25 protein-coding genes are annotated in these 25,711 nt (G+C 62.3%); 12 read left to right on the top strand and 13 right to left on the bottom strand.

Annotated elements, in window-relative coordinates; translation table 11 throughout:
• The first annotated feature begins 85 nt into the window (after positions 1-85).
• Positions 86-1,366, top strand: coding sequence for a C4-dicarboxylate transporter DctA (dctA, locus tag BUE15_RS08430; protein ID WP_073283166.1), 1,281 nt, complete (start codon positions 86-88; stop codon positions 1,364-1,366).
• A 218-nt stretch (positions 1,367-1,584) separates the two neighbouring features.
• On the opposite strand, the gene BUE15_RS08425 is transcribed toward dctA, so the two are convergent.
• Positions 1,585-2,142, bottom strand: a complete 558-nt coding sequence (locus BUE15_RS08425; protein WP_073283164.1) for an NUDIX hydrolase — start codon at positions 2,140-2,142, stop codon at positions 1,585-1,587.
• 128 nt (positions 2,143-2,270) lie between these two features.
• Here BUE15_RS08425 and BUE15_RS08420 point away from each other — a divergent pair, with 128 nt between their 5' ends.
• Positions 2,271-2,825: a hypothetical protein gene (locus tag BUE15_RS08420; protein ID WP_073283161.1), complete on the top strand. Its 555-nt coding sequence runs from the start codon at positions 2,271-2,273 to the stop codon at positions 2,823-2,825.
• A gap of 49 nt (positions 2,826-2,874) precedes the next feature.
• On the opposite strand, the gene BUE15_RS08415 is transcribed toward BUE15_RS08420, so the two are convergent.
• Positions 2,875-3,327: an energy transducer TonB gene (locus tag BUE15_RS08415; protein WP_073283158.1), complete on the bottom strand. Its 453-nt coding sequence runs from the start codon at positions 3,325-3,327 to the stop codon at positions 2,875-2,877.
• A gap of 169 nt (positions 3,328-3,496) precedes the next feature.
• On the opposite strand from BUE15_RS08415, the gene BUE15_RS08410 reads away from it, so the two are divergent.
• From BUE15_RS08410 to BUE15_RS08390, 5 genes are all read left to right on the top strand, one after another.
• Positions 3,497-3,817: a sll1863 family stress response protein gene (locus BUE15_RS08410; protein WP_073283155.1), complete on the top strand. Its 321-nt coding sequence runs from the start codon at positions 3,497-3,499 to the stop codon at positions 3,815-3,817.
• 204 nt (positions 3,818-4,021) lie between these two features.
• Positions 4,022-4,969 (top strand): alpha/beta fold hydrolase, encoded by a 948-nt coding sequence (locus BUE15_RS08405; RefSeq protein ID WP_084548917.1) that lies wholly within the window; start codon positions 4,022-4,024, stop codon positions 4,967-4,969.
• Between the two features lie 108 nt (positions 4,970-5,077).
• Positions 5,078-6,160 carry a sensor histidine kinase gene (locus BUE15_RS08400; protein WP_073283153.1) on the top strand — a complete coding sequence of 361 codons (1,083 nt, stop codon included), beginning with the start codon at positions 5,078-5,080 and terminating at the stop codon, positions 6,158-6,160.
• A 36-nt stretch (positions 6,161-6,196) separates the two neighbouring features.
• A complete protein-coding gene (locus BUE15_RS08395; protein ID WP_073283150.1) occupies positions 6,197-6,952 on the top strand; it encodes a LytR/AlgR family response regulator transcription factor in 756 nt (251 codons plus the stop codon).
• A gap of 79 nt (positions 6,953-7,031) precedes the next feature.
• On the top strand, positions 7,032-7,295 hold the full coding sequence (locus BUE15_RS08390; RefSeq protein ID WP_073283147.1) for a hypothetical protein: 264 nt from the start codon (positions 7,032-7,034) through the stop codon (positions 7,293-7,295).
• A 69-nt stretch (positions 7,296-7,364) separates the two neighbouring features.
• Here BUE15_RS08390 and paaN read toward each other — a convergent pair whose 3' ends face one another.
• Positions 7,365-9,032, bottom strand: a complete 1,668-nt coding sequence (gene paaN / locus BUE15_RS08385) for a phenylacetic acid degradation protein PaaN (RefSeq protein ID WP_073283144.1) — start codon at positions 9,030-9,032, stop codon at positions 7,365-7,367.
• A gap of 247 nt (positions 9,033-9,279) precedes the next feature.
• Between paaN and BUE15_RS08380 the strand changes: the two genes are divergently transcribed.
• On the top strand, positions 9,280-12,093 hold the full coding sequence (locus BUE15_RS08380) for a S8 family peptidase (protein ID WP_073283140.1): 2,814 nt from the start codon (positions 9,280-9,282) through the stop codon (positions 12,091-12,093).
• 59 nt (positions 12,094-12,152) lie between these two features.
• On the opposite strand, the gene BUE15_RS08375 is transcribed toward BUE15_RS08380, so the two are convergent.
• The 3 genes from BUE15_RS08375 to BUE15_RS08365 all read right to left on the bottom strand — a co-directional run bounded on the left by BUE15_RS08375 (position 12,153) and on the right by BUE15_RS08365 (position 13,813).
• Entirely contained in the window at positions 12,153-12,779 is a 627-nt protein-coding gene (locus tag BUE15_RS08375; protein WP_073283137.1) for a DinB/UmuC family translesion DNA polymerase, read from the bottom strand.
• 23 nt (positions 12,780-12,802) lie between these two features.
• Positions 12,803-13,327, bottom strand: coding sequence for a Y-family DNA polymerase (locus BUE15_RS08370; protein ID WP_073283134.1), 525 nt, complete (start codon positions 13,325-13,327; stop codon positions 12,803-12,805).
• 93 nt (positions 13,328-13,420) lie between these two features.
• Positions 13,421-13,813 carry a LexA family protein gene (locus tag BUE15_RS08365; protein WP_073283132.1) on the bottom strand — a complete coding sequence of 131 codons (393 nt, stop codon included), beginning with the start codon at positions 13,811-13,813 and terminating at the stop codon, positions 13,421-13,423.
• A gap of 218 nt (positions 13,814-14,031) precedes the next feature.
• Between BUE15_RS08365 and BUE15_RS08360 the strand changes: the two genes are divergently transcribed.
• Entirely contained in the window at positions 14,032-14,280 is a 249-nt protein-coding gene (locus BUE15_RS08360) for a hypothetical protein (RefSeq protein ID WP_073283129.1), read from the top strand.
• Positions 14,281-14,358: 78 nt separating this feature from the next.
• On the opposite strand, the gene BUE15_RS08355 is transcribed toward BUE15_RS08360, so the two are convergent.
• Together BUE15_RS08355 and BUE15_RS08350 are read right to left on the bottom strand one after the other, a co-directional pair.
• Entirely contained in the window at positions 14,359-15,069 is a 711-nt protein-coding gene (locus tag BUE15_RS08355; protein ID WP_084548915.1) for a carbonic anhydrase, read from the bottom strand.
• A gap of 63 nt (positions 15,070-15,132) precedes the next feature.
• Complete coding sequence (locus BUE15_RS08350; RefSeq protein ID WP_073283126.1) at positions 15,133-15,831, bottom strand: TIGR02117 family protein; 699 nt, start codon at positions 15,829-15,831, stop codon at positions 15,133-15,135.
• A 95-nt stretch (positions 15,832-15,926) separates the two neighbouring features.
• On the opposite strand from BUE15_RS08350, the gene BUE15_RS08345 reads away from it, so the two are divergent.
• Positions 15,927-16,337 (top strand): hypothetical protein, encoded by a 411-nt coding sequence (locus BUE15_RS08345; protein ID WP_211617608.1) that lies wholly within the window; start codon positions 15,927-15,929, stop codon positions 16,335-16,337.
• A gap of 83 nt (positions 16,338-16,420) precedes the next feature.
• Here BUE15_RS08345 and BUE15_RS08340 read toward each other — a convergent pair whose 3' ends face one another.
• From BUE15_RS08340 to BUE15_RS08330, 3 genes are all read right to left on the bottom strand, one after another.
• A complete protein-coding gene (locus BUE15_RS08340) occupies positions 16,421-16,972 on the bottom strand; it encodes an AAA family ATPase (protein WP_073283123.1) in 552 nt (183 codons plus the stop codon).
• A gap of 9 nt (positions 16,973-16,981) precedes the next feature.
• Positions 16,982-18,895, bottom strand: coding sequence for a TonB-dependent receptor (locus BUE15_RS08335; RefSeq protein ID WP_244535918.1), 1,914 nt, complete (start codon positions 18,893-18,895; stop codon positions 16,982-16,984).
• A gap of 210 nt (positions 18,896-19,105) precedes the next feature.
• Positions 19,106-21,400, bottom strand: coding sequence for an aconitate hydratase (locus BUE15_RS08330; RefSeq protein WP_073283118.1), 2,295 nt, complete (start codon positions 21,398-21,400; stop codon positions 19,106-19,108).
• A gap of 255 nt (positions 21,401-21,655) precedes the next feature.
• On the opposite strand from BUE15_RS08330, the gene BUE15_RS08325 reads away from it, so the two are divergent.
• Positions 21,656-22,987, top strand: coding sequence for a TlpA disulfide reductase family protein (locus BUE15_RS08325; RefSeq protein ID WP_084548914.1), 1,332 nt, complete (start codon positions 21,656-21,658; stop codon positions 22,985-22,987).
• 176 nt (positions 22,988-23,163) lie between these two features.
• On the opposite strand, the gene BUE15_RS08320 is transcribed toward BUE15_RS08325, so the two are convergent.
• Together BUE15_RS08320 and BUE15_RS08315 are read right to left on the bottom strand one after the other, a co-directional pair.
• Entirely contained in the window at positions 23,164-23,733 is a 570-nt protein-coding gene (locus BUE15_RS08320) for a GNAT family N-acetyltransferase (protein WP_073283115.1), read from the bottom strand.
• 67 nt (positions 23,734-23,800) lie between these two features.
• Positions 23,801-25,219, bottom strand: coding sequence for a cytochrome P450 (locus tag BUE15_RS08315; protein WP_073283112.1), 1,419 nt, complete (start codon positions 25,217-25,219; stop codon positions 23,801-23,803).
• Between the two features lie 152 nt (positions 25,220-25,371).
• Here BUE15_RS08315 and BUE15_RS08310 point away from each other — a divergent pair, with 152 nt between their 5' ends.
• The gene (locus BUE15_RS08310; RefSeq protein ID WP_073283109.1) at positions 25,372-25,671 is read left to right on the top strand and encodes a hypothetical protein; all 300 of its coding nucleotides are present in this window, start codon (positions 25,372-25,374) and stop codon (positions 25,669-25,671) included.
• The last annotated feature ends 40 nt before the right edge of the window (positions 25,672-25,711 follow it).

The following is a 25,711-nucleotide window of genomic DNA, read 5'->3' as shown; positions in this document are numbered from 1 at the left end:
AGGTCCTTCGCTTCGCTCAGGATGACGGGTATGGACAGTGCAGGCTATAATTGTCTACTGTCCTTCTCCCCTATCTTGCTGCGGCATGAAAAAACTTTCGCGTAATCTGACCTTCCAGGTGCTGACGGCCATTGTGCTGGGGGTGCTGGTGGGCACGTTTTTTCCCGGGGTGGGCAAGGCGCTGGAGCCGCTGGGCAAGGTGTTTATCAACCTTATTAAGATGCTCATTGGGCCCGTCATTTTCCTGACGGTGGTGCTGGGCATCGGTAGTATCGGCGACCTGAAAAAGGTGGGGCGCGTGGGCGGCAAGGCGCTGCTGTACTTCGAAATCGTGACGACGCTGGCGCTGGTAATTGGCGTGGCGGCGGCCAACCTCACCAAGCCCGGCGCGGGCATCGATACGAGCGGCGTGGCGGCCAAAGCCGGGGAAACTCAAAAATACGCCGACCAGGCCGCCCACATGGATTGGGTGCGTTTCTTCACGCATATCGTGCCGGAGAGCTTCGTGGGGGCGTTTGCCGAAGGCGACGTGCTGCAGGTGCTGCTGGTGGCGGTGCTGTTCGGGCTGGCCCTGACGAAGGTGGGCCCAAAGGTGAGTGCCCCGCTGATTGCCACGTTTGAGCGGCTGAGCCACGTGTTTTTCGGGGTGCTGGGCATGGTGATGAAGCTGGCACCCATCGGGGCGTTTGGCGGTATGGTCTACACCATCGGCACCTATGGCCTCGACACGCTGCTGCCGCTGGCCAAGCTCATGGGCACGGTGTACCTGACCATGCTGCTGTTCATTTTCGGGGTGCTGGGCGGCATTGCGCGCTACTACAAGTTCAGTTTGTGGCGGCTGCTGGGCTTCATCAAGGAAGAGCTGCTGATTGTGCTGGGCACGTCGTCGTCGGAATCGGCGCTGCCGCGCCTGATGGACAAGCTGGAAGCCTACGGCTGCGCGCGGCCGGTGGTAGGGCTGGTGGTGCCCACGGGCTACTCCTTCAACCTCGATGGCACCACGATTTATCTGTCGATGGCCAGTATTTTTCTGGCGCAGGCCTTCAACGTACCGCTCACGCTGGCCCAGCAGCTCACTATTATTGGCATTCTGATGCTCACCAGCAAAGGCGCTGCCGGCGTGACGGGCTCGGGCTTCGTGGTGCTGGCTTCCACGCTGGCCGCTACCAAAGTCATTCCCATTGAAGGCATGGCGCTGCTGCTGGGCGTGGACCGGTTTATGTCGGAGGCCCGCGCCATCACCAACATTATCGGTAACGCGGTGGCCACGGTGGTCATTGCCAAGAGCGAAAACGCGTTTGACGAGGAGAAAAACCGCGCCGCGCTGGCCGGGCTGGTGCTGCCCGAATCGGATACGGTGGGGTGAGCGAGTGGAGCTGGCCTCAGAACACCATCAACCCGTCATTCCGGGCAAAGGCGGAGCCGCAGCCGAGGAACCTCGCGTGCTGACGTTACCAAGTCAGTTACTACACTAGCGAGATTCCTCGACAAGCTCGGAATGACGGCCTTTCGTGATAAGGTCCTTCGCGCTGCTCAGGATGACGGATATTCCATCATTCACCAACCCACCACTCCACCAACCCATTACTCCACCTGTAGCCGCCGCAGGGCCAACAGGCACAGCGCCACGGAGCCGGAAACCCGGATTTCGCCGCGCAGCACCATGCCTTCTACTTCGGACAGCGGCAAGGGCACCACTTCGATGTTTTCGGTTTCGTCGAGGTCCTGCTCGGCTATCCGGCGCACGTCGCGGGCCAGAAAGAACGAGAGGGAGTTGGTGTCTTTGGTGGGGTTGTCGAAGACTTCCAGCAGCGGCTCCACGGCGTCGGAGGCGTAGCCGGTTTCTTCCAGCAGCTCGCGGCGGGCGGCTTCCAGCACCGATGTTTCGCCTTCGTCTACCACACCGCCGGGCAGCTCCAGCAGAATCTGACCGGCGGCGTGCTTGTACTGGCGCACGAAAATGACGTGGTTGTCGCCCGTGAGTGGGAACACCAGAACCACGTGGGGCCGCACGCTCACGAAGTAGTCGTTGAGCTGCTGGCTGCTGGGCAGCTGCACATGGTCGCGGCGCAGCTTGTACCACGGATGCTCAAACACCAGCTCCGATTTCAGCGTTTTCCAGGGCTCGATTTTCTTGGTCATGGCGTAGGGCAGAAAGACGCAAGGTAGTCGGCGGCGGCCGTTACTGCGTAGGTTTAGAGCCAAGGCGCGACGCTGTTGCGTCCTTGTTCCTCAGTTTTGCCTGGCTCCTGCCCTGCTATCTTCGCGCTATGCCCGCCCTTCCGCCCGACCTTCGCAAAGCCCTGTTTGCCCTGCCTGAGAGAGAAAAAGACCAGCTTCTGGCGCGCCTCGTGGCGCAGGACGCCGTGCTGACGGAGCAGCTGGCGTTTCGGCTGCTGGAAGGCGACGAGGCGCTGGAAATCCGGCGCCAGCGCCTGCAAACGCAGGTAGACGACCCGGTACGCGGCTACCACCAGACGCCCAACGACCTGCTCCATATTGTGCGGCAGCTGCAGGCGCGGCTTGCGTACCACGCCAAAATCACGGGCGACACGCAGGGCGAAATCGAGCTGACCCTGCGCCTGCTCACCAACATTTTCCGGCACCAGCCCGAGGCCGTAGCGCGCCTGCACGGCCCCACGCAGCCGCTGCTGCAGCACCTGGCCCGCCGCACCGCCGACGTGCTCAAGCAGGTTGCTAAACTGCATCCTGACTATTTGGTGGAGCTGGAAACCAGCCTCAATGAGTTGCTGGCGCTACTATACGCATCGGCAGCTGCGCCGCTGGCCCGGGAGCTGGGTGTGCCTGTTTCAATTATGAGTTAAGAATCGAAACGGGTTTTTGCTGGGGTAGCTTACTGGTTGGTATTGGGGCTTAATTCAGCGCCCGAAACTGGATGGGCAGCGTGTAGGCGACGCGCACGGGCTGGCCCTGCACGCGGCCGGGCGTCCACCAGGGCATGATGCGCACGAGGCGCAGGGCTTCTTCGTCGAGGCCGGCACCCAGGCCGCGCAGGATAGCGGCGTCGCGGATACGACCTTCTTCGTCGATGATGAAGCTGACGTAGACTTTGCCGGCTACGCCCTTGCGCAGCGCTTCGGTGGGGTAGCGGATTTTGTCGTGCAGGAAGCGCTGGAAAGCCGCCGCGCCGCCCGGAAAAGCGGGCATTTCCTCGGCTATGGTGTACACGGCCGGCGTAGCGGCGGGCGGGCTGGTGCTGGTATCGGGGCCAGGCGTGAGCAGGGCGGCACTGCCGGGCTGGGCGGCTACCGGGCGGCTCGCAAGCACAACAACCAGCACTATAAGCAGAAACAACAGGCGAAGCATGGCGGCAGAGACGTATCGGGTGGCCCGGCAAAACTACCGGCTGCGCCAAGCCCGGCTGTAACGCCAGCGTTATGCTTGCGTTGTGCTTCTGTTGGGCCGCAAAGCGTATCCTTTAGTGGCCGAAAGCTGTATCTTATAGGGCATACTTCGCTCACCCTACTCTACCACTATGTCGAACCTCCCGTCGCCTGAGAACGTGCGCCCGCCCCAGAACCTCTCCGACGCCTCGCTCCGCCAGGCGCTGGATGAGCTGGACAGCAAAATCCGGACGCTGCAAAACCGTGCCCACGCCACCACGGCCGGGGCCACGCACACCTACCACGAGCACATTGCCAGCCTGGAAGCCAAGCGCCACAAGCTGCAGGAGCGCCTGGGCCTGGCCCGCGAAAACAACACCGCTACGGCCGCCAACGACTCGGAGCGCAGCACCTGGGACGAAATCTGGCGCGGCATCGAGAATCTGCGCGAAGATTTGCGCAACATCATCTAAGCGCCGAAGCTCCCGCTTCAGGCTACGGAAAGGCACTTCTGCGGGAGTGCCTTTCTGTTTTCCGGCGAAGTGCGGGGCCGCTGGTCGGGCGAGGTTTTGCGCCATTCGGCTGCCCGATTTACCGTTCGCGGAAAAGTAGTTTCAGGTGGGCAAGGCAGCGGCTAGGTTTGAATCATCCAACAACCCCTAGCTTTCCTTTCCGCCATGAACCTGACTGCTACCCTCCGCCCCTTCTGCGCCGCTTTGCTGCTCTCAGCTGCGTCCGCTGCCACCGTTTCGCCGGTGCTGGCTGCCACCACCGCCTCCGCCCGCGCCGCTGCCGACAATCCGGCCGCGCACCCCAACTTCACGGTGCGGGTAGTGGGCAAGGGCAAGCCCATGCTGCTGATTCCGGGCCTGACCTGCCCCGGCGAAGTGTGGGACGAAACGGTGGCCCGCTACCAGAAGCAGTACCAGTGCCACATCATCAGCCTGGCCGGGTTCGGCGGCAATGCGGCTCCTGCTTCTACCGACAAGCTGCTGCAGAACGTGCGCGACCAGCTGCTGACCTACATCAAAACGCAGAAACTGAATAAGCCCGTAGTGGTAGGCCACAGCCTGGGCGGCTTTATGGGCCTGTGGCTGAGCTCCACCCAACCCGAGGCCGTTGGCCCGCTGGTTATCGTGGACTCGCTGCCGTTTATGGCCGCCGTGCAGAACCCGGCCCAAACCGTGGAAGGTGCCCGGCCCATGGCCGAAGGCATGCGCCAGCAAGTAGCGGGTGGCAAGATGACAATGGCCCAGGCTCGCCAGATGAGCACCGGCATGGTCACGGACACGGCCCGCATGACGCAGCTGGCTCGTTGGAGCGTGGCTTCCAGTCCCGCCGCCGTAGCGCAGGCCATGTATGATATGTTCACGACGGACCTGCGCCAGGACATTGCCCGCGTGCAGCAGCCGGTGCTGGTGCTGGGCGCCTGGGCGGCCTACAAACAGTTTGGCTCCACCAAGGAAAGCACCCGCGCCATTTTCGAGCAGCAGTACGCCAAGCTGCCCCAGCACCGCATCGAAATGTCGGAGGCCGGCCGCCACTTCCTCATGTACGACGACACGGCCTGGTTTTTCCAGCAGACGGATGGCTTTCTGCAGCAGCATTACGCGGCGAAGAAGTAATTCGGCAACTGCCCGCTTATCTTGCTCTCGTTGTCATTCGGGCCCGGCCGGCACTACCGGCGCCGGGCCTGCATGATGGGTTCTACAACCGCCGCAACCGGCCTGCCTATGTTTTCCTACGCCTCCGTGCCCGCTCCCAGCCGCTTCTACTGGCGCGCACAGCTGATAGGCTGGTCGCTGTACTTTTGCTTTAATGTGGCGCTGTTTTCCGGCTTCGGGCGGTTTTCGGAAGAGCTGCTGCTGATTGTGACGGCCATCGTAGTGCCCTTGGTGTTCCTGACGCACTTATTGCGCTACCACATCCGGGCCAACGGCTGGGAACGGCTGGCGCCAGTACCGCTTGTTGGCCGTCTGCTGGTCACGAATGCGCTGCTGGCGGTGCTGAGCCAGGTGATTATCTGGGCTCTGCTGATTTGGGTGGTGCGTCCCAGCCCCGATGGCAAGCCATACGGCTGGGGACAGTTTATCGGCTATTCGCTCAACGTCAATTTTGTGCTGTGGCTGTGGGCCGGCTTCTATTTCGGCTGGCACTTTTTCCACCGCTACAAGCAGGCCGAAGTGGATCAGTGGAAGCTGGCCGCTGCCGTACGCGAAGCCGAAATGCGCACCATCAAAGCCCAGATCAATCCGCACTTCCTCTTCAACGGCCTCAACAACATCCGGGCGCTGGTGACGGAAAACCCGGCCCGCGCCCGCGACATGATGACGCATTTGTCGGATTTGCTGCGCTATTCCATTCAGCTGAACTCCGCTGAGCAGGTGCCGCTGGGGCGGGAGCTGGAAATAGTGGAGCACTACCTGCAGCTGGAAGCCCTGCAGCTGGAGGAGCGGCTGGACTATTCCATTGATGTGGACCCGGCTGCGCTGCCCGTGCTTATTCCGCCCATGACGCTGCAGCTGCTCGTGGAAAACGCCATCAAGCACGGCCTCGCCCCCCGGCCCGAAGGTGGCTTCATCCGCCTCACGGCCCAGCTCGACGGAGCAGGCCAGCTGCACGTGGCGGTGCGCAACACCGGCCGCTACCAGCCCCGGCCAAACCACGAAGGCGTAGGCGTGCGCAACGCCCGCGAGCGGCTGGCCCTGCTGTTCGGGCCCGAAGCCCACCTGCACATCGACAACGACCCCGCCGAATCCGACACGGTGGTGGCCCAGCTGCGCCTGCCGGTGCGGGCTGCTTCGGCCGCCGCGTAGCCGGCATCCTGTTTCCTCACTCACACTGCTTTTTCCGTGAACGTTCTGCTTGTTGATGATTCCCGCCTGGCCCGTACTGAGCTGCGCCACCTGTTGCAGGCCTTCCCCGATGTGACGGTGGTGGGCGAGGCCCGCCACGCCGCCGAGGCCCGCACCCGCCTGCAGGAGCTGCGCCCCGACCTGCTGCTGCTCGATATTCATATGCCCGGCGAAACCGGGTTTGAGCTGCTGGCGTCGCTGGAAGCCGCGCCGCACGTCATCTTCACCACCGCCTACGACGAATATGCGCTGCGTGCTTTTGAGGTAAATGCGCTGGACTACCTGCTCAAGCCGGTGCAGGAAACCCGCCTGGCCGCCGCCCTGGAAAAAGCCCGCGCCAAGCTCCTGGCCCCGGCGCTGGCCGAAACCGCCGCCGTGCCTGTTTCGCCCGTCCCCGATGAACCGGCCCCCACCCTGCTCACCGAGCACGACCAGGTGTTTGTGAAGGATGGCGAGCGGTGCTGGTTTGTGCGGCTTTCGGATATCCGGCTGTTTGAAATCAACGGCAGCTACACCCGGATTTACTTCGAGCAGCACCGCCCGCTTATTCCGCGCACCCTGCAGCACCTGGAGCAGCGCCTCGACCCCAAGGTATTTTTCCGGGCAAACCGCCAGCAGATTATCAACCTGAAATGGATAGAGAGCATTGAGCCGTGGTTCAGCAATACGCTTAAAATCCGGCTGCGGGGCGGGCCTGAGGTGGAAGTTTCGCGGCAGCAGTCGGTACGGTTCCGGGAGCTGATGAGCCTATAGGATAATATAGAGGCAGTGTATCTTTTTTCATGCGAGGGTAGTACACAGAGTATTACCTCACCTTTACCACCCCGCAGCCATGAGAAATCTGCTATCCATACTTGCCCTCGCCGCCCTTGTCAGCCTCGGTTCCTGCGCTCAGGACCGGGTAGCGCAAAATGCCAACCCCCGCGGCTACGGCACCGTGAAAGTCAAGCCGGAAAAACGCAAGAACAACAAGGCCCGCTACTACAAGGAGCGCAACCCCATCGACCTGGGCATCGACCTTTCGCCGCGCAGCCCCACCAAATACGAAACGGTGAAAGCACCCAAGAAATACAAGTACAGCAAAGTGGGCTGGTAGCCTACCAGCCACGAAAAAGGGCTGCCGGAATAGTTCCGGCAGCCCTTTTTCGTGGCTGAACCTGTAGTGCTATTCTGCCGGCTCCCGGAAACCCACCCAGGTGAAGCGTTTAATCACGAATTCGGGGTTGGTGAAGCTGGCATTGCCGGCCGGGTTGCCGCCCGTCACGTGGAAGTCGGAGAAGCCGGCGGCCTGGTTCACGTAGATATTGCCGGTCAGGTTGAAGCTGACAGGCGTGCCGGCCAGGCTCATTTCGTCCATTATCTGCTCCTTCACGGCGCTGTCGGTGGTGTAGGCGCCGCACGAAATGGCACCGTACTCGCGGGCCAGCTGCGCCGCCAGCCGGATACTTTCCTGCGTATCCTGCGTCTTGATAACCAGCATAATGGGCCCAAACAGCTCCTGACTATACTGCTCTATCCGGTCGGCCCCGATTTCATGAATGCAGGGCGAGCAGGTGCGCGCATTCTTGAATGTGGGGTGTTCTACGGAGCCGTGAGCCAGCACGCTGCGCCCCCCGTCGAGGGCCAGTTTCTGCACCCGCTCGTGCGTATCCCGGTTCTGAATGGCGCCCAGCACGTGCGGCCCGGCTTTGGGGTTCTGGGCCAGCCCCGTAACGGCGGCGGCCAGCTTCTGCACCACTTCCTCGTAGGGCACCTGCTCCTCCCCAACCCGCATGCCACCGGCCGGAATAAAAAAGTTCTGCGGCGCCGTGCACATCTGCCCCGAGTATAAGCTCACGGAGAAAGCCAGATTCTGCGCCACCTTATCCAGGTCGTCGCAGGAGTCCAGGATGACGCTGTTGACGCCGGTTTTTTCGGTGAAGACCGTCTTGCCCTTCAGCCCTTCCAGGTACTCGCCAAACTGCGCGCCGCCGGTGTAGTCGATGAGCTTCACGGCCGGGTTTTCGGCCAGGTCCTTCCCGATGAGGTGGTCGGCGGCGTCCACGGCCAGCTGGCAGATACGCGGGTCGAGGCCGTAGTCGGCCAGCACTTTCTGTACTTCGGCTACCACAATGGCAATGGGCAATACGGCTTTCGGGTGCGGCTTCACGAGCACCGGGTTGCCGGTCACGAGCGAGGCGTACATGCCCGGCACCGAGTTCCAGGTCGGGAACGTGGAGCAGCCGATGACCAGCCCCACGCCCTTGGGCACGGCGCGCCAGGTTTTGTGCAGCGTGAGGTTGTATTTGCCCATGGGTTTTTCCCAGCGGGTTTCCTCCGGGAAGCGGGTCTGCTCTTCGTAGCCGGCCGCAATGGCCTCCAGCGCCCGGTCGGCGGCGTGCGGCCCGCTGGCCTGAAACGACATCATAAACGACTGACCAGTGGTGTGCATGGTGGCGTAGGCAATTTCGAAAAACCGCTGCCGGATGCCTTCCAGGCTTTCTGTCAGAAGCGCTGCCCGCTGCGCCGGCTTCAGCTTGCGCCACGGCCCGAAGGCCGCTTCAGCGTGGCGCACCAGCGTGGCGGGCTCGTAATACGGGTACTCAATGCCCAGCGGCTCCTGCTCGTACGGCGACTCCTCCTGCCCTACCCAGCCCGCGGGCTCGCCCTGCCGCAGCTCGGTGTAGCGCTGGTGGCGGCGGGCCTCGAAGGCAGCGCGGCCGTTGGCATCGGCGTCGGCCCCATAGATTTCGGGGGAAGGATTTTCGGGGAAAGCGGCAAAGAATGTGCGGCCGTGCAGGGCCTGAATGGCCGCGTCGATGGCGGGCTGGTGCTTGCGGGTAGCTTCGGTCATAAGGAAAGTGGCAGCGGGAATTTAGGGGAGGGTTTCGGGGAGTTGGTCGAAAACCGCGGGCCGGCGTAGCCGGAACAGCGGGCGAAGTGGCTAAATTTACGGATTCAGGCTTGCTGCGTTTGCCCTGATTTTGCGGCATCCAACCGCTGCGGCAATTCGTTTATCCAGAATCTGATCTGCCTTTTCGCTTATTCCTATGCTCCTACGGCTACGCGCACTGTCTCTCACTGCTTTACTGGGCTCCCTAATGGCCCTGGGTACCACTTCGCCGGGTTACGCGCAGGCTACCTACGGCCCGCTGCTGTCGGAAACTGCCGAGGCCACTACCCAGCCCGGTACGCTGGTGTTCAAGCTGCGGCCCGAATACCTGGCCCAGGCCAGCCTCACCAAAGTGGCAGTGCCCCGGCTCGAAGCCACGCTGCGCCGCCTGGGGGCCACGCGCCTGCGCCAGAAGTTCCCGAGGGCCCTGCCGCCCGACCCCAAAAAGCCGGAAGCCGTAGACCTGCGCCTGGTGTATCAGGTGTGGTTCGACAACTCGGCTGTGCTGCCGAAAGCCCGGCTGGCCCTGCAGCAAACCGGCCTGCTGGCCTACGTGGAGCCGCTTTACAACCGCGCGCCGCTCTACCTGCCCAACGACCCGCTCGCCGACTCCACCAACGCCAACGGCCAGCTTCACCTGAAAAATATTCGGGCGTACCAGGCCTGGGACCTGGCCAAAGGCGACACCACGATAGTCATCGGCATCACGGATACCGGTTTCCGGCTCTCGCACGAGGACATTGAGGGGCAGTGGCAGCGCAACCGCCAAGACCCGCCCGACGGCATCGACAACGACAACGACGGGTTCGTGGACAACTTTCGCGGCTGGGACTTCGCCGACGACGACAACAACCCTTCTTCCGACTCCTACCAGCAGCCCCGGCATGGGGTGCACACCAGCGGCTGCTCCTCGGCCCGCCCCGACAATGCCCGGGGCCTGGCGGGCGTGGGCTTCAACTGCCGATTTCTGCCCCTGAAAATATATCCCAGCACGCCCAGCGGCAGCTTTGCCGGTTTCGAGGCCGTGGTGTACGCCGCCGACCACGGCTGCCAGGTTATCAACCTGAGCTGGGGCGCGGCGGGAGGACGGTCACAGTTCGAGCAGGATGCCATTACCTACGCCGCCGTGAACCGCGACGCCGTGGTGGTAGCTTCGGCCGGCAACACCAACGCCGAGCTGGACTTCTACCCCGCCTCCTACGACCATGTGCTGTCGGTGGGCTCCAGCAGCGCCACCGACGTAAAATCAGGCTTTGCCACCTTCAGCAGCCGCCTCGACCTGGTAGCGCCCGGCGACGGAGTGCTGACCATCTGGGGCGACAACGACTCGGACTATATCCGGGCCACGGGCTCGTCCTTTTCGGCACCACTGGTAGCCGGGGCCGCGGGGCTGATCCGGGCGCGCTTTCCGCAGCTGAATGCCGCCCAGGTGCGCGCCCAGCTGCGCCGCACCACCGACAATATAGACCAGCTGCCCGGCAACGCGGTCTATCAGGGCAAGCTTGGCACGGGCCGCCTGAACGTGTACCGCGCCGTGCTGGCTAACAACCAGCGGGCGGCCCGCATCACGCAGCGCACCTTCGCCCCGGCCAAAGGCGCCTACCAGCCCGCCGATACCATCCGGCTGGCCGTAGAAGTAGAGAATCTGCTGCTGCCGGTCCAGAACCTGACGCTTACCGTCACGTCGTTGTCGCCGTACCTCACGGTGCGGCAGGGCTCGTTTGCGGCGGGGGCGCTGGCCACGCTGGCTCGCACGTCCAACTCGGCGGCCCCGTTCCGGATGGCGGTAGCTGGCAGTGTGCCGCTGAATACGCGGGCCGTGCTGCGCTATCATTTCTCGGATGCTGCTACCGGCTACGAGGAAGACCAGTACGCTACCGTTCTGCTGAATCCTGACTATGTGGTGCTGAATGCCGGCGACCTGGCCCTCACGCTCACGAGCCGCGGCAGCATCGGCTACGATAGGCTGGGCTCCGACCTGGGCGAAAGTGTCAGCTACCGGGGCGGCGCGCCGCTGTTGTATGAGGGCGGGCTGCTGCTGGCCACCGGAGCTACCCGCGTCTCCAGCCGCCTGCGCAACGACCGGAACGCCGCCGACGCCGACTTTCTCAGCCTGAGCCAAACGGCAATGCGCCGCCAGCCGCTGCGCGCCGACCAGGAAGCCAGCGGCCTGCTGCAGGATTCCTTGCCGAGTGCCACGCGTGGCCGCACCGTGGGCGTGCAGGTGCGGCAGCGAGGCTTTGCCTGGGCGCAGGCCCCGCACCGCGACTATGTGATTCTGGAGTATCAGCTCAAAAACGCCACGCCGGACACACTGAAGCCGCTCTACGCCGGCCTGTTTATGGATTGGGATGTGGTGCCCGAATATAGCCGCAACGTAGTGGACTGGGACTCGGTGCGCCGCCTCAGCTATGCCTACGATGCCGGCAGCCCAACTACTTACGTGGGACTGAAGTGGCTGGCCGGTGGCACGGCTACCAGCTATGCCATCAACGTGAATGCCCCGGCCGGCAGCCCCGTGCAGCTGTCCAACGGTTTCAGCCGGAGCGAAAAATACCTGACCCTCAGCAGCGGCACCCGCCAGAGCACTACCGGCCTGCCCAACGGCACCGACATCGCGCATGTGCTCGGCGCGGCCCTGCCCCACCTCGCCCCCACCGATTCAGCCGTGGTGGCGTTTGCGGTACTGGCGGCTCCCACTCTGGCGCAGCTCCAAGCTGCCGCTGATGCCGCCCAGACACACTACAATCAGGTATTACCAACTCGCTCACCCCTGGCAGCCGGCGACTGGCACCTGTACCCAAACCCCGCATCCGGACAGGTCCGGGTAGAAGTTCCTGCCAGGCTCGGAGCCCAACGGCTGCAGCTCCTGAATTCGCTGGGGCAAGTGGTTCAGCAGATTGTCGTTACAGGCCCGGGCACTTCATTAGACGTGAGCGGGCTGGCGGCCGGCCTGTATCTGGTGCGCGTGCAGGGTGCGGCCGGAACGGTGGTGCGGCGGTTGCTGGTGCAGCCGCAGTAGCCATTACATACCCGAAGCACAGCCTCGGTGCCTTGCGAAACACGCACATTCGGCACCTGCTATATTTGCCAAAGCTCTTCCCAGCTTGTTGTATACAAGCCGGACCGCATGGCGCTGCGCCCTTTCCATACTGCCGTTGCTGAGTTCACGCCGGCCGCTGCGTAGCTCACCCGCCCTCGGCCAAACCGGCGATTCAGCGCGTCTATTGTGGTCATAAGCTGGGTTCTGTTCCGCTGCTCAGGTGCCTGCGCAAACAAGCTTGCCTGGATATTATCGGCCGCCTCTAACCCACAAAGCAGCACTCCGGTGCGGGTATAGGAAGTGCCGGGGCGCCAGAGCCGCTGCAGGGCATTCCGGGCCGCAGTCAGCAGTTCACCAGTATCAGTGGTTGCCACCGGCAGGGTAAGCGTGGTGCTGGCCGTAGCCGGGCCGGAGCGGGCCTTAAACCGGTTCGTACCCAGTATCACGGTAATGAGGTGCGCTGCCAGATGCTGCTGGCGCATCTTTTCGGCGGCCCGGCAGGTGAAGGCGGCAATGGCTTCCTGCAACACCTCAAGCTCATGCTGCGGCTGCCCGAACGAGCGGGTGCACACTATACTTCGGCGGCTGCGCCTGTCAGCGGGCAGCAGGTGCCCGTCTTCGTCCAGCGCCTGCGGGTCGAAATCCAGGCAAGGGCGGCCGTGCAACTCGTGCCAGAGTCGTACACCGGTTATGCCCCCGGCTGCCGCCGAATCCAGCCTTCCGGCTGCGCGGCTAAGTCAGCGGCCGTCATGATGCCAGATTCCCGCAGCTTGGCCGCATAGCGCCGTCCAATGCCCCACACGTCCTGCACCGCAGTCTGCGAGAGAGCCACTGCGCATTCTGCCGGAGTGGTCAGCACCACAGCCCGCTCCCCAATCGGCTGCCGGCGGGCCAGGCGGTTGGCCAGCTTCGCCATCGTTTTGGTAGGCGCCACACCCACGCAGGTCGGGATGCCGACGTGGCGCTGCACAGTGTCTCGAATCAGCAGCGCGTAGTCTCGCAGGTCGGGCGCGGTGTAGCGCAGGCCCGGCAGGTGCAGAAATGCTTCGTCGATGGAGTACACTTCGACCTGCGGCGAAAACCCGCTGAGCACCTGCATTACCCGGCGACTCATGTCGCCGTAGAGGCCGTAATTAGAGGAAAACACCGCTACCTCGTGTTGCTCCAGCGTAGGCCGCACCAGGTGGTACGGCTCGCCCATCTTCAGTCCCACTGGCTATGCTTGCTTGCGGTGCCACTGCAGCAGCGGAGTAGCGGCCGGCCGGCCTTCCAGAGCATGTATTACGTGGGTCACAACGCCCCATATTTACAAGTGGGCGCTAGCCAGAAGCTCCAGGGGCGCATATCGCTCGTTTTCGGCTTCCAGCCAGGCGCGGCCCCGCTGCAGCCGGAGCCGCTTCACGGTATGCTCGCCGTCTATCACCGCCACCACAATGCTGCCGTCGCAGGCAGTCAAGGCGCGGTCTACCGCAATCAGGTCGCCGGGATGAATACCGGCACCGGTCATGGAGTCGCCTGCAATGCGGGCCAGAAAAGTGGAAGCCGGATTGCGGAACAGGTGCTGAGTCAGGTCCAGCGGCGGGTCCTGCTGGTCATCGGCCGGCGACGGAAATCCGGCGGGCACGGGGCAGGCGTATAGCGGCAGCACGGCGGGCGACAGCTGCTGCGCCGGAATACGATACAGAATGGCGGTACTCATGGCAGGAAGCGCCGGGGATGAAACGTCCGGCACCGCTATTTACTAAAATAATTAGCAAATGTTTTCCTGAGCAGGTGTTTTGCCTTGGCACAGGCTGAACGAGCAGCCGCATTGCCTACGTATTAAAATCTGATTAAAGCAGCCGTACTGCAGGATTTTGCCGTGCAAATTGCAAGACTAATATTTTTGGAAAACAGGAAATATGCTTATCTTTGGATATGTCGAAAGTCAAGCTTCCCGTTCCGCCTCCCGTGCAGCAGTACGCTCGCTGCATTGACGCCTCGCGCCGCCCCTCCGACCACGTAGGCGACTGGCCTGAAGCCGGCCGCGTGTACCCGATTCAGCTGTGCCGCAATGCCCGCACCGGCCAGCCTCAGGTGCATGTACTGGGCTTCTATGCCGAACGCCCCTACGGTGCCTTCGCCCGGCACCGCTTTGAAAACGTGGCGCAGATCTGGCTTAATTAGCCTATTGCCTGTTCGCTCATTCTTGGCCTCTCCTGCCCGTTGCAGGAGAGGCCGTTTTTTGTGGAATGAGTATGCCGTCTAGCGTTGCGTGTCGGTGTTGGCTGCGCCCCCGATTTCCTCCGCGGGCGTTGCCGGGTCGCCCCCGAATATGGGTTGGTCGCTCAGGTTGTAGATTTCCTGGATATCGTGTAGAATGTGCTCGAAGTCCAGGTTGAGGTCTTTCAACAAGCCCGTTTTGAGGTCGAAGACCCAACCGTGCACGGTGGGAAAGCCGTTTTTCAGGTATTGCTGCTGCACGACGGCGGTTTTAATCACATTAACGCACTGCTCCTGCACGTTCAGCTCCACCAGCCGGTCGTAGCGCGCTGACGTATCGGCAATGGCATCCAATTCGGTGTGGTGCAGGCGGTATACGTCGCGAATGTTACGCAGCCAGGGGTTCATGATGCCCAGGTCCTTGGCCTGCATGGCGGCTTTCACGCCTCCGCAGCCATAGTGGCCGCACACCACAATGTGCTTCACTCCCAAATGCAACACGGCGTATTCAATCACCGACATGGCGTTCAGGTCGATGTTGATGACGAGGTTGGCGATGTTGCGATGCACAAAGACCTCCCCCGGCGCTACACCCATGAGTTCCTCGGCCGTCACGCGCGAGTCGGAGCAGCCGATGTAGAGGTAGTCCGGCTTCTGATCAGCGGCGAGCTGCTCGAAGAAGTTGGCGTTGCTGGCCGTGTTGCTGGCTACCCACTGGCGGTTTTTTTCGAAGATCTGGTCGTACGTTATCATAGCAGCTAGATACGGGGTATCTACTCCAGATGATGCTTGCCCGGGCAGTTTTTGCGCAACCCGCTATTGCCTACGCTCCCGGTAGTGCCAGAAGATGCCCGCGTCAAAAGGCGTCCAGAAGGCGGCCCGCTGGCCAGCCGCTTTCAGGGCTTCATTGGCCCAGCTGTTGCAGGTGTAGAAGAGATTGTACGTGCGCTTGGCTTCATAAAAGGCGTCATACTGCCCGTAGCTGTGCCCCCGGATGTGCTCCACGCGGCCCTTCGCATCGTAGTCGAAGCTCGTTTTGATGAAGTCTATCAGCTGCTCGTACTGAGCCGGCGACAGGTAAATCCGCACGCAGTCGGGCCCTTCGGTGGGCTTGTGGTGGAAGGTGGCATGGATGGCCGATTCGCCCAGCCAGAACATAGCCTTGAAAGCGGTGCTGGGCTTTAGCTCGGCCCAGGTGGGCGTATCGAGGTAGAAGCCTTTGTCGCCCCAGCCGAAGCCGACGTACTGCATACTGGAATCGGCGGCCGGGGTATCGGCGTAGCGGATTTGCTGGGTCCAGTCGATGTGGGTGCTACGCACAGGCACTACAATGTCGGTGTGCACGCCGTTGGACAGGATGTAGGCTTCTATGGCATCGGGTGCGGAGCGGCCGCGCTGGCCTACCGGCACCGCCGAAAGTCCTACGGCCGCTATACCATACAGTACCAGCGCGCCCACTATGCTGCCCCCAACGTAGGCGGCGCCTTTAGCTACTTTCTTGAGTGTGATGGGCATGAGGCAACTTGGGTGCGGTTGAGGTACAGGGCTACATACGCAGGCCTTCGAAAAAAGCCGCTTGGGTTCTATATTTGGCAGATTTGCCTGCACTCATGCCCCAGCCAACCGACCAGCTTTACACCATTCCGGCGTCGTACCGCCGCATGGAAAACATGCACATTCTGTTCTGGCTGCTCAAGGATATCGGGTGGTGCATGCTGTGGAAACCATTGGGGCTGAGCATGATTGCGCCCACCCTGATAATCGCGCTCATCATCACGTGGCGCACCCGCGACATCAAGGCCGAGCTGGCGCACAACCTGGCCATCGTGCTCTGGATTTCTGCCAACTCCTATTGGATGGTCAGTGAGTTCATCGGGTTTGATACGGTACGGGTGTGGGGCAACGTCACGGGCAAACACCTGGCGCTATTGCCGTTTTTTGCGGGGTTGCTAGTGTTGCTCTACTACTACCTCGTGCAGAAACCCCGCGAAAACCGGGCGGAGCCGGTAGCTACGCTATAAATGCTCGGACCGTCGCCGCTACTTCCCGACGGACCGTTTTGGCTTTACTACCGTGCCAGCAAGCACTATATCAGGCTGCTCAGCTATTCTTCTGGGTGCGGCTTTTCGGTATTAGCACCCTCCCCTAGCGCTTCCACCAAGTGCGCTGCCTGCCGGAATCGTTCGGCCCAGGTACCGCGAATCTCCACGAAAGGCACCCCAGCGGCAGCCAGCGTCTGGCGGTGCGAGAGGTCGAGGCGCAGCCGCTCAGAGGCGGCAAGGCGTGTGCCGTCCTGCACGTAGGGCACGTCAGCAGTTAGGTACAGATACAGGTCGGCGCGGTGCAGGGCGTACACGTCGGCGGGCACAACCAGCATTTCGCCCCAGGCAAACCAGGCGTACGACTGGGTGATGTGCACGTCGGTATCAATCAGCAGCAGCGGCCCGGCGGTTTTCAGCGCCTGCACAATCCGGCGGGCCTGCTCGGTAGCTACGGCCAGCAGGTCGGCGCGGGTAAAGCTGCCGGAATGGGCTATCAGGTCGCGGCCGGCTTCCAGCACGCAGGGCGCCTCAAAATGCGCTGCTAATTGCTGCGTCAGCGTGGTTTTGCCCGTCGATTCGGTTCCCAGCAGCACTACTTTGCGCGTGTGGCTCATGGCTGCTGCCTAAAAGCTGTACTGCACATCAACATACACATTGGCCGGAGCCTGCACGAAGAGCTTGCGCGTGCCGTTGGTCTCTACGTAGCCGTTGGTGTAGTAGCGGGCGTTGGTGAGGTTGTTGCCGAACAGCGTGAGCTGCCAGTTGCGGCGGGCGTATTGCACGCGCGCATTCAGCAGCACATAGTCACCTACAGCCGCCGAGTTGGCGAAATCAATGAAGGAGCGGCTTTGGTAGCGTCCCTGCACCGCCAGCAGCCAGGGCCCGGCCTGGCAAGCTGCTTCCTGATTGAGAATCAGGGCGGGCGTCAGGACGGGTTTGAACTCCTCGCGCTGCTCCCGGATGCGGCTGTAGTTAACGGCCGAATTGTTGGTGAGCAGCAGGCGCGGCGTGAGCTGGTAGCGCACCGAAGCTTCCAGGCCGGTTCGCAGGCTGCTTTCCGCCTTGTTGGTCAGCGCCAAGCCATTCGGGCCGAAGTTGCCGTTCAGCACAATTTCGTTCTGAAAATCCATGTAGTAGGCATTCAGCTCCAGTTGCAGCGGCCCCGCCTGGTGGCGCACTCCCAGCTCCTGGTCCACCACCGACTCAGGCGTTTGGCTGGCCAAAGCGGGCCGGCCTTGGTCGTCGGCCAGCAGGTCGTCATTGCCCCCGAACAGGTCGTTGCGGGTGGGTTCCCGGCTGGTGCGCCCGATGCTGTAGTATAGTGTGGTGTTGTCGGCGGCGGCAAAGCTCAGGCCTGCTTTGGGGTTGAAAAACCGCCAGTTGATAGCCGGAAACGGCACGCTGCCGTTGTAGTCGAAGGTGGTGGTGCGCACCTGCGCATCGGCAAACAACGTGAAGCGCCGGAGCCGGTATTCGAGCTTGCTGAACGCACTGGCTTCCTGCTTGCGGCCGGTGTTGCGGTACAGCTCACCCAACGCTTTTTCGCTGCCCAGGTGGCGGCGGCGGTAGGTGCTGGCTTGCAGGCCGCTGGTCCAGGTGAGGCGCTGGGTGCGGCGCGCGTAGGTGGTGTAGGCGCCCAGCCAGCCCGAGCGGAAATCATACCGGTACAGCTCCGCCGTGGAAGGCAGCCCAATGAAGGCGTTCAGGTCGAAATCATAGCCACCGCGCAGCCCGGAGCCATACACACTGCTGGTAATGGTGGAGGTAGCACTGGGCTGCCAGATGTTTTGCAGCTGCACGAGGCCCTGCGTGAACTGGTCGTTTTCGGGGCCATTGACGTTGGCACGGCGGTTTTCGCGCAGCACCGAGTCGGGCACGCCCAGCCAGGCCAGTTGGTTGCGCTGCTGCCCGGCGACTACGTTCAGCTTCCAGCTGGTTTTGTCCCGCATTAGCCCGCCGCTTAGAAACACAGAGCGCGAGGTATTGGACGAGCGGCTTCGGTAGCCATCCGAATGCAGTTGCGAGGCTCGCACGTACAGCGCCTTGCCGTTGCGCACACCGCTGGCGTACTCTCCAAACAGCCGGAAGCTGTTAAACGACCCATAGCCGCCGCCCAGCGTGGTGCGGGCCGAATCCTGGAGCCCAGGCGAAAACAGCTGCACACTGCCGCCGTAGCTGGCCGTCCCGTTCTGGCTGGTGCCCACGCCGCGCTGCACCTGCACCCGGCTCACCGAGTTGAACAGGTCGGGGTAGTTGGAGAAGTACGCGCCCTGGTCTTCGGGCTCGTTCAGGGGCATGCCGTCCAGCGTGATGTTGATGCGGGTTTGGTCGATGCCGCGCAGCCGGAAATAGGCGTAGCCCTGCGTGGAGCCAGCATCCGAATAAGCCGTTACGTTCGGCGTCATTTCCGTCAGCAGAAACGACGGCTCCTGCCCCACACTGCGCTTCTGCAGTGCTTCCCCGCTCAGGTTCTGAAACGTAATGGGCGTCAGCTTTTCAGCCTGGTACGTTACCAGTACGCCAGGCAATGCGCGCACAGTATCGGAAGTGGTTTGAGCATGAGTAGCAGCACTAAATAGCAGAATAGGAAACGGGAGTAACAGGTACTTCATCAGCTTTTTAAATCACGGATGCAATAGTGCTGCAAAGATGGGGGTTTAACTGGTGTGGCCGCGGGCATCCGAACACAAAAAACGGCCGCCTCCCAAGCGGGAAGCGGCCGTTTTGCTTAGCAGCCGAAGCCGGAATTACTTCTGCGACAGTTGAGCCTCGCCCGCCTCTTTCAGGCGAATCAGGTTCAGGGCCGAGCCGGCTTTGAACCACTCAATCTGGCCTTCATTGTAGGTGTGGTTCACCGTGATGAGGTCGGTGTCGCCGTCGGCGTGGTGCAGACGGATCTGCAGGGGCTTGCCGGGGGCAAACTCCGTCAGGCCGAGGATGTCGAACGTGTCGTCCTCTTCCACCAGGTCGTAGTCGGCCTTGTTGGCGAAGGTCAGGGCCAGCATGCCCTGCTTCTTGAGGTTGGTTTCGTGGATACGAGCAAAGCTCTTCACCAGAATAGCGCGCACGCCCAGGTGGCGGGGCTCCATGGCGGCATGCTCACGCGAGCTGCCTTCACCGTAGTTTTCGTCGCCTACTACAATCGACCCGATGCCCTGAGCCTTGTAGTTGCGGGCCACTGAAGGCACCGACGAGTAGGGCGTGCCCTGCGTCAGGCCGTCCTTCACGGCGTTAGCCTCGCCATTGAAAGCGTTGATGGCCCCGATGAGCATGTTGTTGGAGATGTTGTCGAGGTGGCCACGATATTTCAGCCACGGGCCGGCCATCGAAATATGGTCGGTGGTGCACTTGCCCTGCGCTTTGATGAGCAGACGCAACCCTTTCAGGTCGGTGCCTTCCCACGCCTTGAAGGGCTCCAGCAGCTGCAGACGGTCGGAAGTAGGCGCTACCAGCACCTGCACACCGGAGCCATCGGCGGCGGGAGCCTGGAAACCGGCATCCTCTACGGCGAAACCAGCCGGCGGCAGCTCAATGCCCTGGGGCTCGTCGAAGCGCACCTGCTGGCCGTCTTTGGTGGTCAGCGTATCAACCAGGGGGTTGAAGGTCAGGTCGCCGGCAATGGCGAAGGCCGTCACGATTTCGGGCGAAGCCACGAAGGCGTGCGTGTTCGGGTTGCCGTCGTTGCGCTTGGCGAAGTTGCGGTTGAACGAGGTGATGATGGAGTTCCGGCGCTTGGGGTCGTCGGTGTGGCGGGCCCACTGCCCGATGCACGGACCGCAGGCGTTAGCCAGCACCACGCCGCCCATCTGAGCGAAGGTGTCCAGCAAACCGTCGCGCTCCACGGTGTAGCGTACCAGCTCCGAGCCGGGCGTCACCGTGAATTCAGCGTTTACTGTCATGCCTTTGTCCACGGCCTGTTTCGCAACGGAAGCGGCACGGGTGATGTCTTCGTAGGAAGAGTTGGTGCAGGAGCCGATGAGGCCTACTTCCAGCTTCTCGGGCCAGCCGTGCTCTTTTACGGCTGCCGCAAACTGCGAAATCGGCCAGGCAGCGTCCGGCGTGAATGGACCGTTCACGTAAGGCTCCAGCTCGGAGAGGTTGATTTCGATGAGCTGGTCGTAGAAGGCAGCCGGGTTGGCGTATACCTCGTCGTCGGCGCGCAGGTGCTCGGCAACGCCGTTAGCCAGCTCGGCAATGTCGGCGCGCTCGGTGGAGCGCAGGTAGTCGCCCATCTTCTCGTCGTAGCTGAACACCGAAGTGGTAGCCCCGATTTCAGCGCCCATGTTGCAGATGGTGCCTTTGCCGGTAGCCGAGAGGCTGTTGGCGCCTTCACCGAAGTATTCTACAATGGCACCGGTACCGCCTTTTACGGTCAGGATGCCGGCTACTTTCAGAATCACGTCTTTGGCCGAAGTCCAGCCGTTCATTTTGCCGGTCAGCTTCACGCCGATTACTTTCGGGAACTTCAGTTCCCAGGCCATGCCGGCCATTACGTCCACGGCATCGGCGCCGCCAACACCAATGGCAATCATGCCCAGGCCACCCGCGTTTGGCGTGTGCGAGTCCGTGCCGATCATCATGCCGCCGGGGAAGGCGTAGTTTTCGAGCACTACCTGGTGAATGATACCGGCGCCGGGCTTCCAGAAGCCGATGCCGTACTTATTGGAAACCGAAGCCAGGAAGTCATATACTTCCTTGTTTTCGGAGTTGGCAATGGCCAAATCTTCGGTAGCGCCTTCTTTGGCCTGAATCAGGTGGTCGCAGTGTACGGTGCTGGGCACGGCGACCTGAGGCTTGCCGGCCTGCATGAACTGGAGCAGCGCCATCTGGGCGGTAGCATCCTGCATGGCCACGCGGTCCGGGGCGAAATCGACGTAGGAAACGCCCCGCTCATACGCCTGCGAAACAGTGCCGCCGTACAGGTGAGCGTACAGGATTTTTTCAGTCAGGGTAAGCGGACGGCCAACGGCGGTACGGGCGGCTTCAATGCGAGAGCCCATGCCAGCGTACACGGCCTTGATCATTTCTAAGTCAAACGCCATAATGCGAAAGGGAAAAAGTGGAGAGTACATGCCTATCAAAGACAGGTACGCAAATATAGGTGTCGGGTCGGGCGCGACCCAAATTTTACGGGCGTTGAGCGTGCTGCGACTCAGGATTTAGAATCATTCTACGAACAAGTACGCCAGCCAGCTACAGCTCAGCTAGGCTGGCGTAGCGCTGCTCGCGGCCCATACTCTTCAAACTAACTGCCTCCGGTTGTAGTTTAGCCCCGAATCAACTTTACTTTTTCATCTATGCCCGTTGCCTTCTCCTTTCGTAAGGCCATAGCCGGGGCCGGACTCGCGCTGGCCGCGGCTGCCTGCCAGTCCAATTCCTCTACTTCTGAAAACCAAGGTGCTGCTGCCGATACGGCCGGCGCTTCGCCGCTCACGGCCGGCACCTGGCGCGGTGTGCTGTCGGCCCAGGGCCAGGAAATTCCGTTTCTGTTTGATGTAGCCCAGGACGGCGGCAAGCCCACCGTGACGCTGCGCAACGGCGATGAGCGCCTCAAGCTCGACGAAATCAGCTCGGCCGGCGACTCCACTACCATCCGGCTGGGCGTGTTTGATGCCGCCTTGGTGGTGCGCGCTGATGGCGCCGACAAGCTCACGGGCACCTGGGTGAAGTATGATGCCCCGGAACCGTACCGCGTGGCATTTGCGGCGCAGAAGGGCGAGCAGGAACTGTTTGCCGGCGACGCAAAAACGCCTTCCGTTTTCGGCGACCTGCAGAAAGGCGCTACGTTCCGCACTGTGTTTACGGGCGCTGATGGCGGCACTACGCCGGCCGTAGGCATCATCACGCAGGACTCGGTGAACCCCAAGCGGCTCACGGGCACATTCCTGACCTCTACCGGCGACTACCGGTATCTGGCCGGCAATCTGGTTTCCAAGGCCGATGGGGAGCACATTATGCTTTCCACCTTCGATGGCAGCCACGGTTTTCTGTTCGATGGCAAGCTGGCGAAGCCCGGCGACATCAACAACATCAGCGGCCACTTCTACAGCGGCAAAGCCGGCCACGAAACCTGGACCGCCGTGCTGGACCCCAACGCCAAGCTGCCCGACGCCAACGCCCTGACCGGCATGAAGCCCGGCCAGAAGCGCCTCGACTTCAAATTTCCGAGCATCTACGAAGGCGGCAGCATCTCCCCCACCGACCCCAAGTACAAGGGCAAAGTGGTGGTAGTGCAGATTCTGGGCTCGTGGTGCCCCAACTGCATGGACGAAACCAACTTCCTGGCGCCCTGGTACGAGAAGAACAAGCAGCGCGGCGTCGAAATCATCGGGCTGGGTTACGAGCGGACTACCGACCAGAAAGTGGCGGCCCAGAAGATGCTGAAGATGAAGGAGCGCCTGAATGTGGGCTACGACTTGGCCATTGCCGGCGAAGCCAACAAGGACGCGGCCAGCCAGTCGTTGCCCCAGATTCAGAAGGTGCTGGCCTTCCCCACCACCATCTTCCTGGATAAGAAAGGCGAGGTGCGCAAGATTCACACCGGCTTCTCGGGCCCCGGCACCGGCAAATACTACGAGCAGGAAGTGGCCGAATTCAACAAGACCATCAACCAGCTGCTGGCCGAATAGGACCACGGATTCATTCGGATTTTTCGGATGAGTCGGATTTTGTTGACGGTGCACTTCCGGCGCATTTCCGCCGCATTTCCCAGGCACCTCCAAGGCCCAAACTCTACCCCACATACAACCGGAAAGGCTTGCTGACGCAAGCCTTTCCGGTTGTATGTGGGGCTACGAAATCCGGCTCATCCGGATGAATCCGCGGTTCGCTCCAGCAGCACAATAGGGTCGTTGTGGTAGGTGGTGCGCGCAAACTCCCGGAAGCCGAATTTGCGCGCTACCGCCAGTGAGGCCACATTATCGGGGTCGATAATGCAGGTGAGGCGCGCGGCCGGAAAGCGGGGCTCAATCCAGCTTAATGCGGCCTGAACAGCCTGGCTGGCATAGCCGCGGCCGTGCAGGTGGGGCGCAATAGTCCAGCCGGCTTCCAGCGTGCCTTTGAGGGAAGGCGTCAGGTCGCGCTGAAAATCGAAGAAGCCCACGGTACCGATGAACCGGCCGGTGGCCTTTTCCTCCACCGACCATGCCCCATAACCCAGCAGTGCCCAGTGCCCCAGCTGCCCCAGCATACGGCGCCACACCTCCTCTTCCGTCTGAGGCTTGTTGCCGAGGTAGCGGTAAAAGGCCGGGTCGTTGGCCAGCGCCGTGAAGTCAGGCAGGTCGGATACCTGCGGGGCACGCACCAGCAAATCCGGCGTTTCGAGCCGGGGCACCAGTTCGTGGGGTTCGTTCAGCAGGCTGAGAAGAGTGGTCATGCGGGCAAGTATAGCGAAATGCCGGAGTTTCGGGAACTGCAGGCGCAGCGTAGGCCGGCATAGGTAGCTACGCCACAGTTGTGGCCTCGGTCACCTGCAGCCACAGTGGGCCTTTAGGGCGCAGTGTCACGAGCGGGTCGGTGCCGGGGGCTTCGGGGCCGGCAGGCTGAAAATTGAAGTGGCGCAGGGCCTCCAGCAGCACCAGCTGGATTTCGGTGAGGGCAAAATGGTTGCCAACGCACAGGCGCGGCCCGCCCCCGAAAGGCAGATAGGCATACGCCGGAATGGGCGGCTCCTGCCCGGGCGCAAACCGCTCAGGCCGGAAAGCATCGGGGTCGGGCCACAGGCCCGGGTGGCGGTGAATGCCGTAGATGTAGATAGAAAACAGCGTGCCTTTCGGGATGGGCAGGCCCCGGAACTCGTCATCTTCCAGCGCCACCCGGTCCAGAATCCAGGCGGGCGGATAGAGGCGCATGGTTTCCTGCACTACCTGCTGAGAGTACGGCAGGCGCGGCAGCTCCGCAAATTCGGGTGCCCGTCTGGCCAGCCCCGCGCCGGCCCGTTCCTGCCGCACCTGCCGGACAGCCTCCGGATGCCGGGCCAGCAAATAAAACAGCCAGCTCAGGGCGTTAGCGCTGGTTTCGTGGCCGGCCAGCAGCAGAATATTGGCTTCATCGAGCAGCTGCTCTTCGCTCATACCCTCTTCGGTGTCCTCGTAGCGCGCATCGAGCAGCATTTGCAGCAGGTCGTCGGGTGGTGGGCCAGCCGAAACAGCGGCCTGCCGGCGCCGGATGTAGCCGCGTACCAGTTCCCGCAGCTCGTGGCTCAGAGCATCGTGCTGCCGGAACGCGCCGCTGGCCATAAACCAGGGCCGCAGGTAAGGCTGCCGGATGGTGCGCACATAAAAGGCCTGAATGCGCGTGAGGATGTCGGACAGGCGGTTGCGCTCCGCATCGGTCATGCTGGTGCCAAAAGTGGCCTGCGCGATGATGTGGAACGCCACCCGCGTCATCTCGCTGTGAATATCCACCGTGAGCGTGCCGCCTGGCTCAGCCCGCAGGCGGGCCCGCAGCTCAGCGCTCCACTCCTCGGCGGCGGCCTGCATCAGGCGGGTGAGGGCCGTGAGGCGCTGCCGGTGAAAGCCGGGCTGAATCAGGCGGCGCTGCCGGAGCCAGTCGGCGCCCTCATTGGTGAGCAGGCCGCGCCCCAGGTACCGGATGAGGCCGTGCGTAAGGTCGGACTTGAGGTAGCGGCGGTGGTTTTTCTGCAGAATGTGCTGGGCCAGGGCCGGGTCGCGCGTCACGATGCAGGGGCGCACGCCGCCCAGATGCAGGCCTACCGTGTCGCCGTGGTGCGTGAGGGCGCGGTCGAGGTTGCGGATAGGCTCGCGGGCCATGGCCAGGGAGCCCAGCAAAGTCCGCCAGCGCGGCACGCGGGGCAGCGTGCTCAGGCCGGAAGCAACGGGAGGCAAAGCGGAAGCAGACATAGCAACAGGATAGCAGATACAACCGGGAAGATACGCGGCGGCAGCTTCGGTTGCCACCCGCCAACACAACCCCGCCCCTACTTCTGCCCGTACAGAAGCAAACGGCCCCCTGCGGCCCGCCGTTCTTTCTCCCAAACCAACTTCCTTTTCCTATGTGGATTCAACAAAAAAGCACTCCCGCCCCGCTCGATGAACTCCAGGGCCATACCGTCGGCCTCAAATTCGAGTGCAACCAATGCCATACCGAAGTATTTACCGACTCTATCGGCGTGCCCGCCGCCGACCACCTGGCCAACTCCACGGAAGATGACGGCCAGTACGAAAAAGAGGAAATCAAGTGCCCCGGCTGCGACATGACCCACGAAATTACGGTGAAGAGCACCTTCGAGGGCGTCACGTTCGATGTATCGGAAGTGCAGCCCGAAAGCGTGTCGTACCAGCTGAACCACTAAGCGGCCTGCAGCAGCCAACCGCCTGACTGCTTCCCGAGCT

Origin of the sequence: Hymenobacter psychrotolerans DSM 18569, assembly GCF_900142395.1 — a bacterium.
In the GTDB taxonomy this organism is placed as follows: domain Bacteria; phylum Bacteroidota; class Bacteroidia; order Cytophagales; family Hymenobacteraceae; genus Hymenobacter; species Hymenobacter psychrotolerans.
This window is presented reverse-complemented; position numbering and strand designations above follow the sequence as displayed.

Bases quoted from the DNA above. Each gene is read 5' to 3' on its own strand.
- dctA (WP_073283166.1), top strand. From the start codon at position 86: ATGAAAAAACTTTCGCGTAATCTGACCTTCCAGGTGCTGACGGCCATT.
- BUE15_RS08425 (WP_073283164.1), bottom strand. From the start codon at position 2,142: ATGACCAAGAAAATCGAGCCCTGGAAAACGCTGAAATCGGAGCTGGTG.
- BUE15_RS08420 (WP_073283161.1), top strand. From the start codon at position 2,271: ATGCCCGCCCTTCCGCCCGACCTTCGCAAAGCCCTGTTTGCCCTGCCT.
- BUE15_RS08415 (WP_073283158.1), bottom strand. From the start codon at position 3,327: ATGCTTCGCCTGTTGTTTCTGCTTATAGTGCTGGTTGTTGTGCTTGCG.
- BUE15_RS08410 (WP_073283155.1), top strand. From the start codon at position 3,497: ATGTCGAACCTCCCGTCGCCTGAGAACGTGCGCCCGCCCCAGAACCTC.
- BUE15_RS08405 (WP_084548917.1), top strand. From the start codon at position 4,022: ATGAACCTGACTGCTACCCTCCGCCCCTTCTGCGCCGCTTTGCTGCTC.
- BUE15_RS08400 (WP_073283153.1), top strand. From the start codon at position 5,078: ATGTTTTCCTACGCCTCCGTGCCCGCTCCCAGCCGCTTCTACTGGCGC.
- BUE15_RS08390 (WP_073283147.1), top strand. From the start codon at position 7,032: ATGAGAAATCTGCTATCCATACTTGCCCTCGCCGCCCTTGTCAGCCTC.
- paaN (WP_073283144.1), bottom strand. From the start codon at position 9,032: ATGACCGAAGCTACCCGCAAGCACCAGCCCGCCATCGACGCGGCCATT.
- BUE15_RS08380 (WP_073283140.1), top strand. From the start codon at position 9,280: ATGGCCCTGGGTACCACTTCGCCGGGTTACGCGCAGGCTACCTACGGC.
- BUE15_RS08365 (WP_073283132.1), bottom strand. From the start codon at position 13,813: ATGAGTACCGCCATTCTGTATCGTATTCCGGCGCAGCAGCTGTCGCCC.
- BUE15_RS08360 (WP_073283129.1), top strand. From the start codon at position 14,032: ATGTCGAAAGTCAAGCTTCCCGTTCCGCCTCCCGTGCAGCAGTACGCT.
- BUE15_RS08355 (WP_084548915.1), bottom strand. From the start codon at position 15,069: ATGATAACGTACGACCAGATCTTCGAAAAAAACCGCCAGTGGGTAGCC.
- BUE15_RS08350 (WP_073283126.1), bottom strand. From the start codon at position 15,831: ATGCCCATCACACTCAAGAAAGTAGCTAAAGGCGCCGCCTACGTTGGG.
- BUE15_RS08345 (WP_211617608.1), top strand. From the start codon at position 15,927: ATGCCCCAGCCAACCGACCAGCTTTACACCATTCCGGCGTCGTACCGC.
- BUE15_RS08340 (WP_073283123.1), bottom strand. From the start codon at position 16,972: ATGAGCCACACGCGCAAAGTAGTGCTGCTGGGAACCGAATCGACGGGC.
- BUE15_RS08330 (WP_073283118.1), bottom strand. From the start codon at position 21,400: ATGGCGTTTGACTTAGAAATGATCAAGGCCGTGTACGCTGGCATGGGC.
- BUE15_RS08325 (WP_084548914.1), top strand. From the start codon at position 21,656: ATGCCCGTTGCCTTCTCCTTTCGTAAGGCCATAGCCGGGGCCGGACTC.
- BUE15_RS08320 (WP_073283115.1), bottom strand. From the start codon at position 23,733: ATGACCACTCTTCTCAGCCTGCTGAACGAACCCCACGAACTGGTGCCC.
- BUE15_RS08315 (WP_073283112.1), bottom strand. From the start codon at position 25,219: ATGTCTGCTTCCGCTTTGCCTCCCGTTGCTTCCGGCCTGAGCACGCTG.
- BUE15_RS08310 (WP_073283109.1), top strand. From the start codon at position 25,372: ATGTGGATTCAACAAAAAAGCACTCCCGCCCCGCTCGATGAACTCCAG.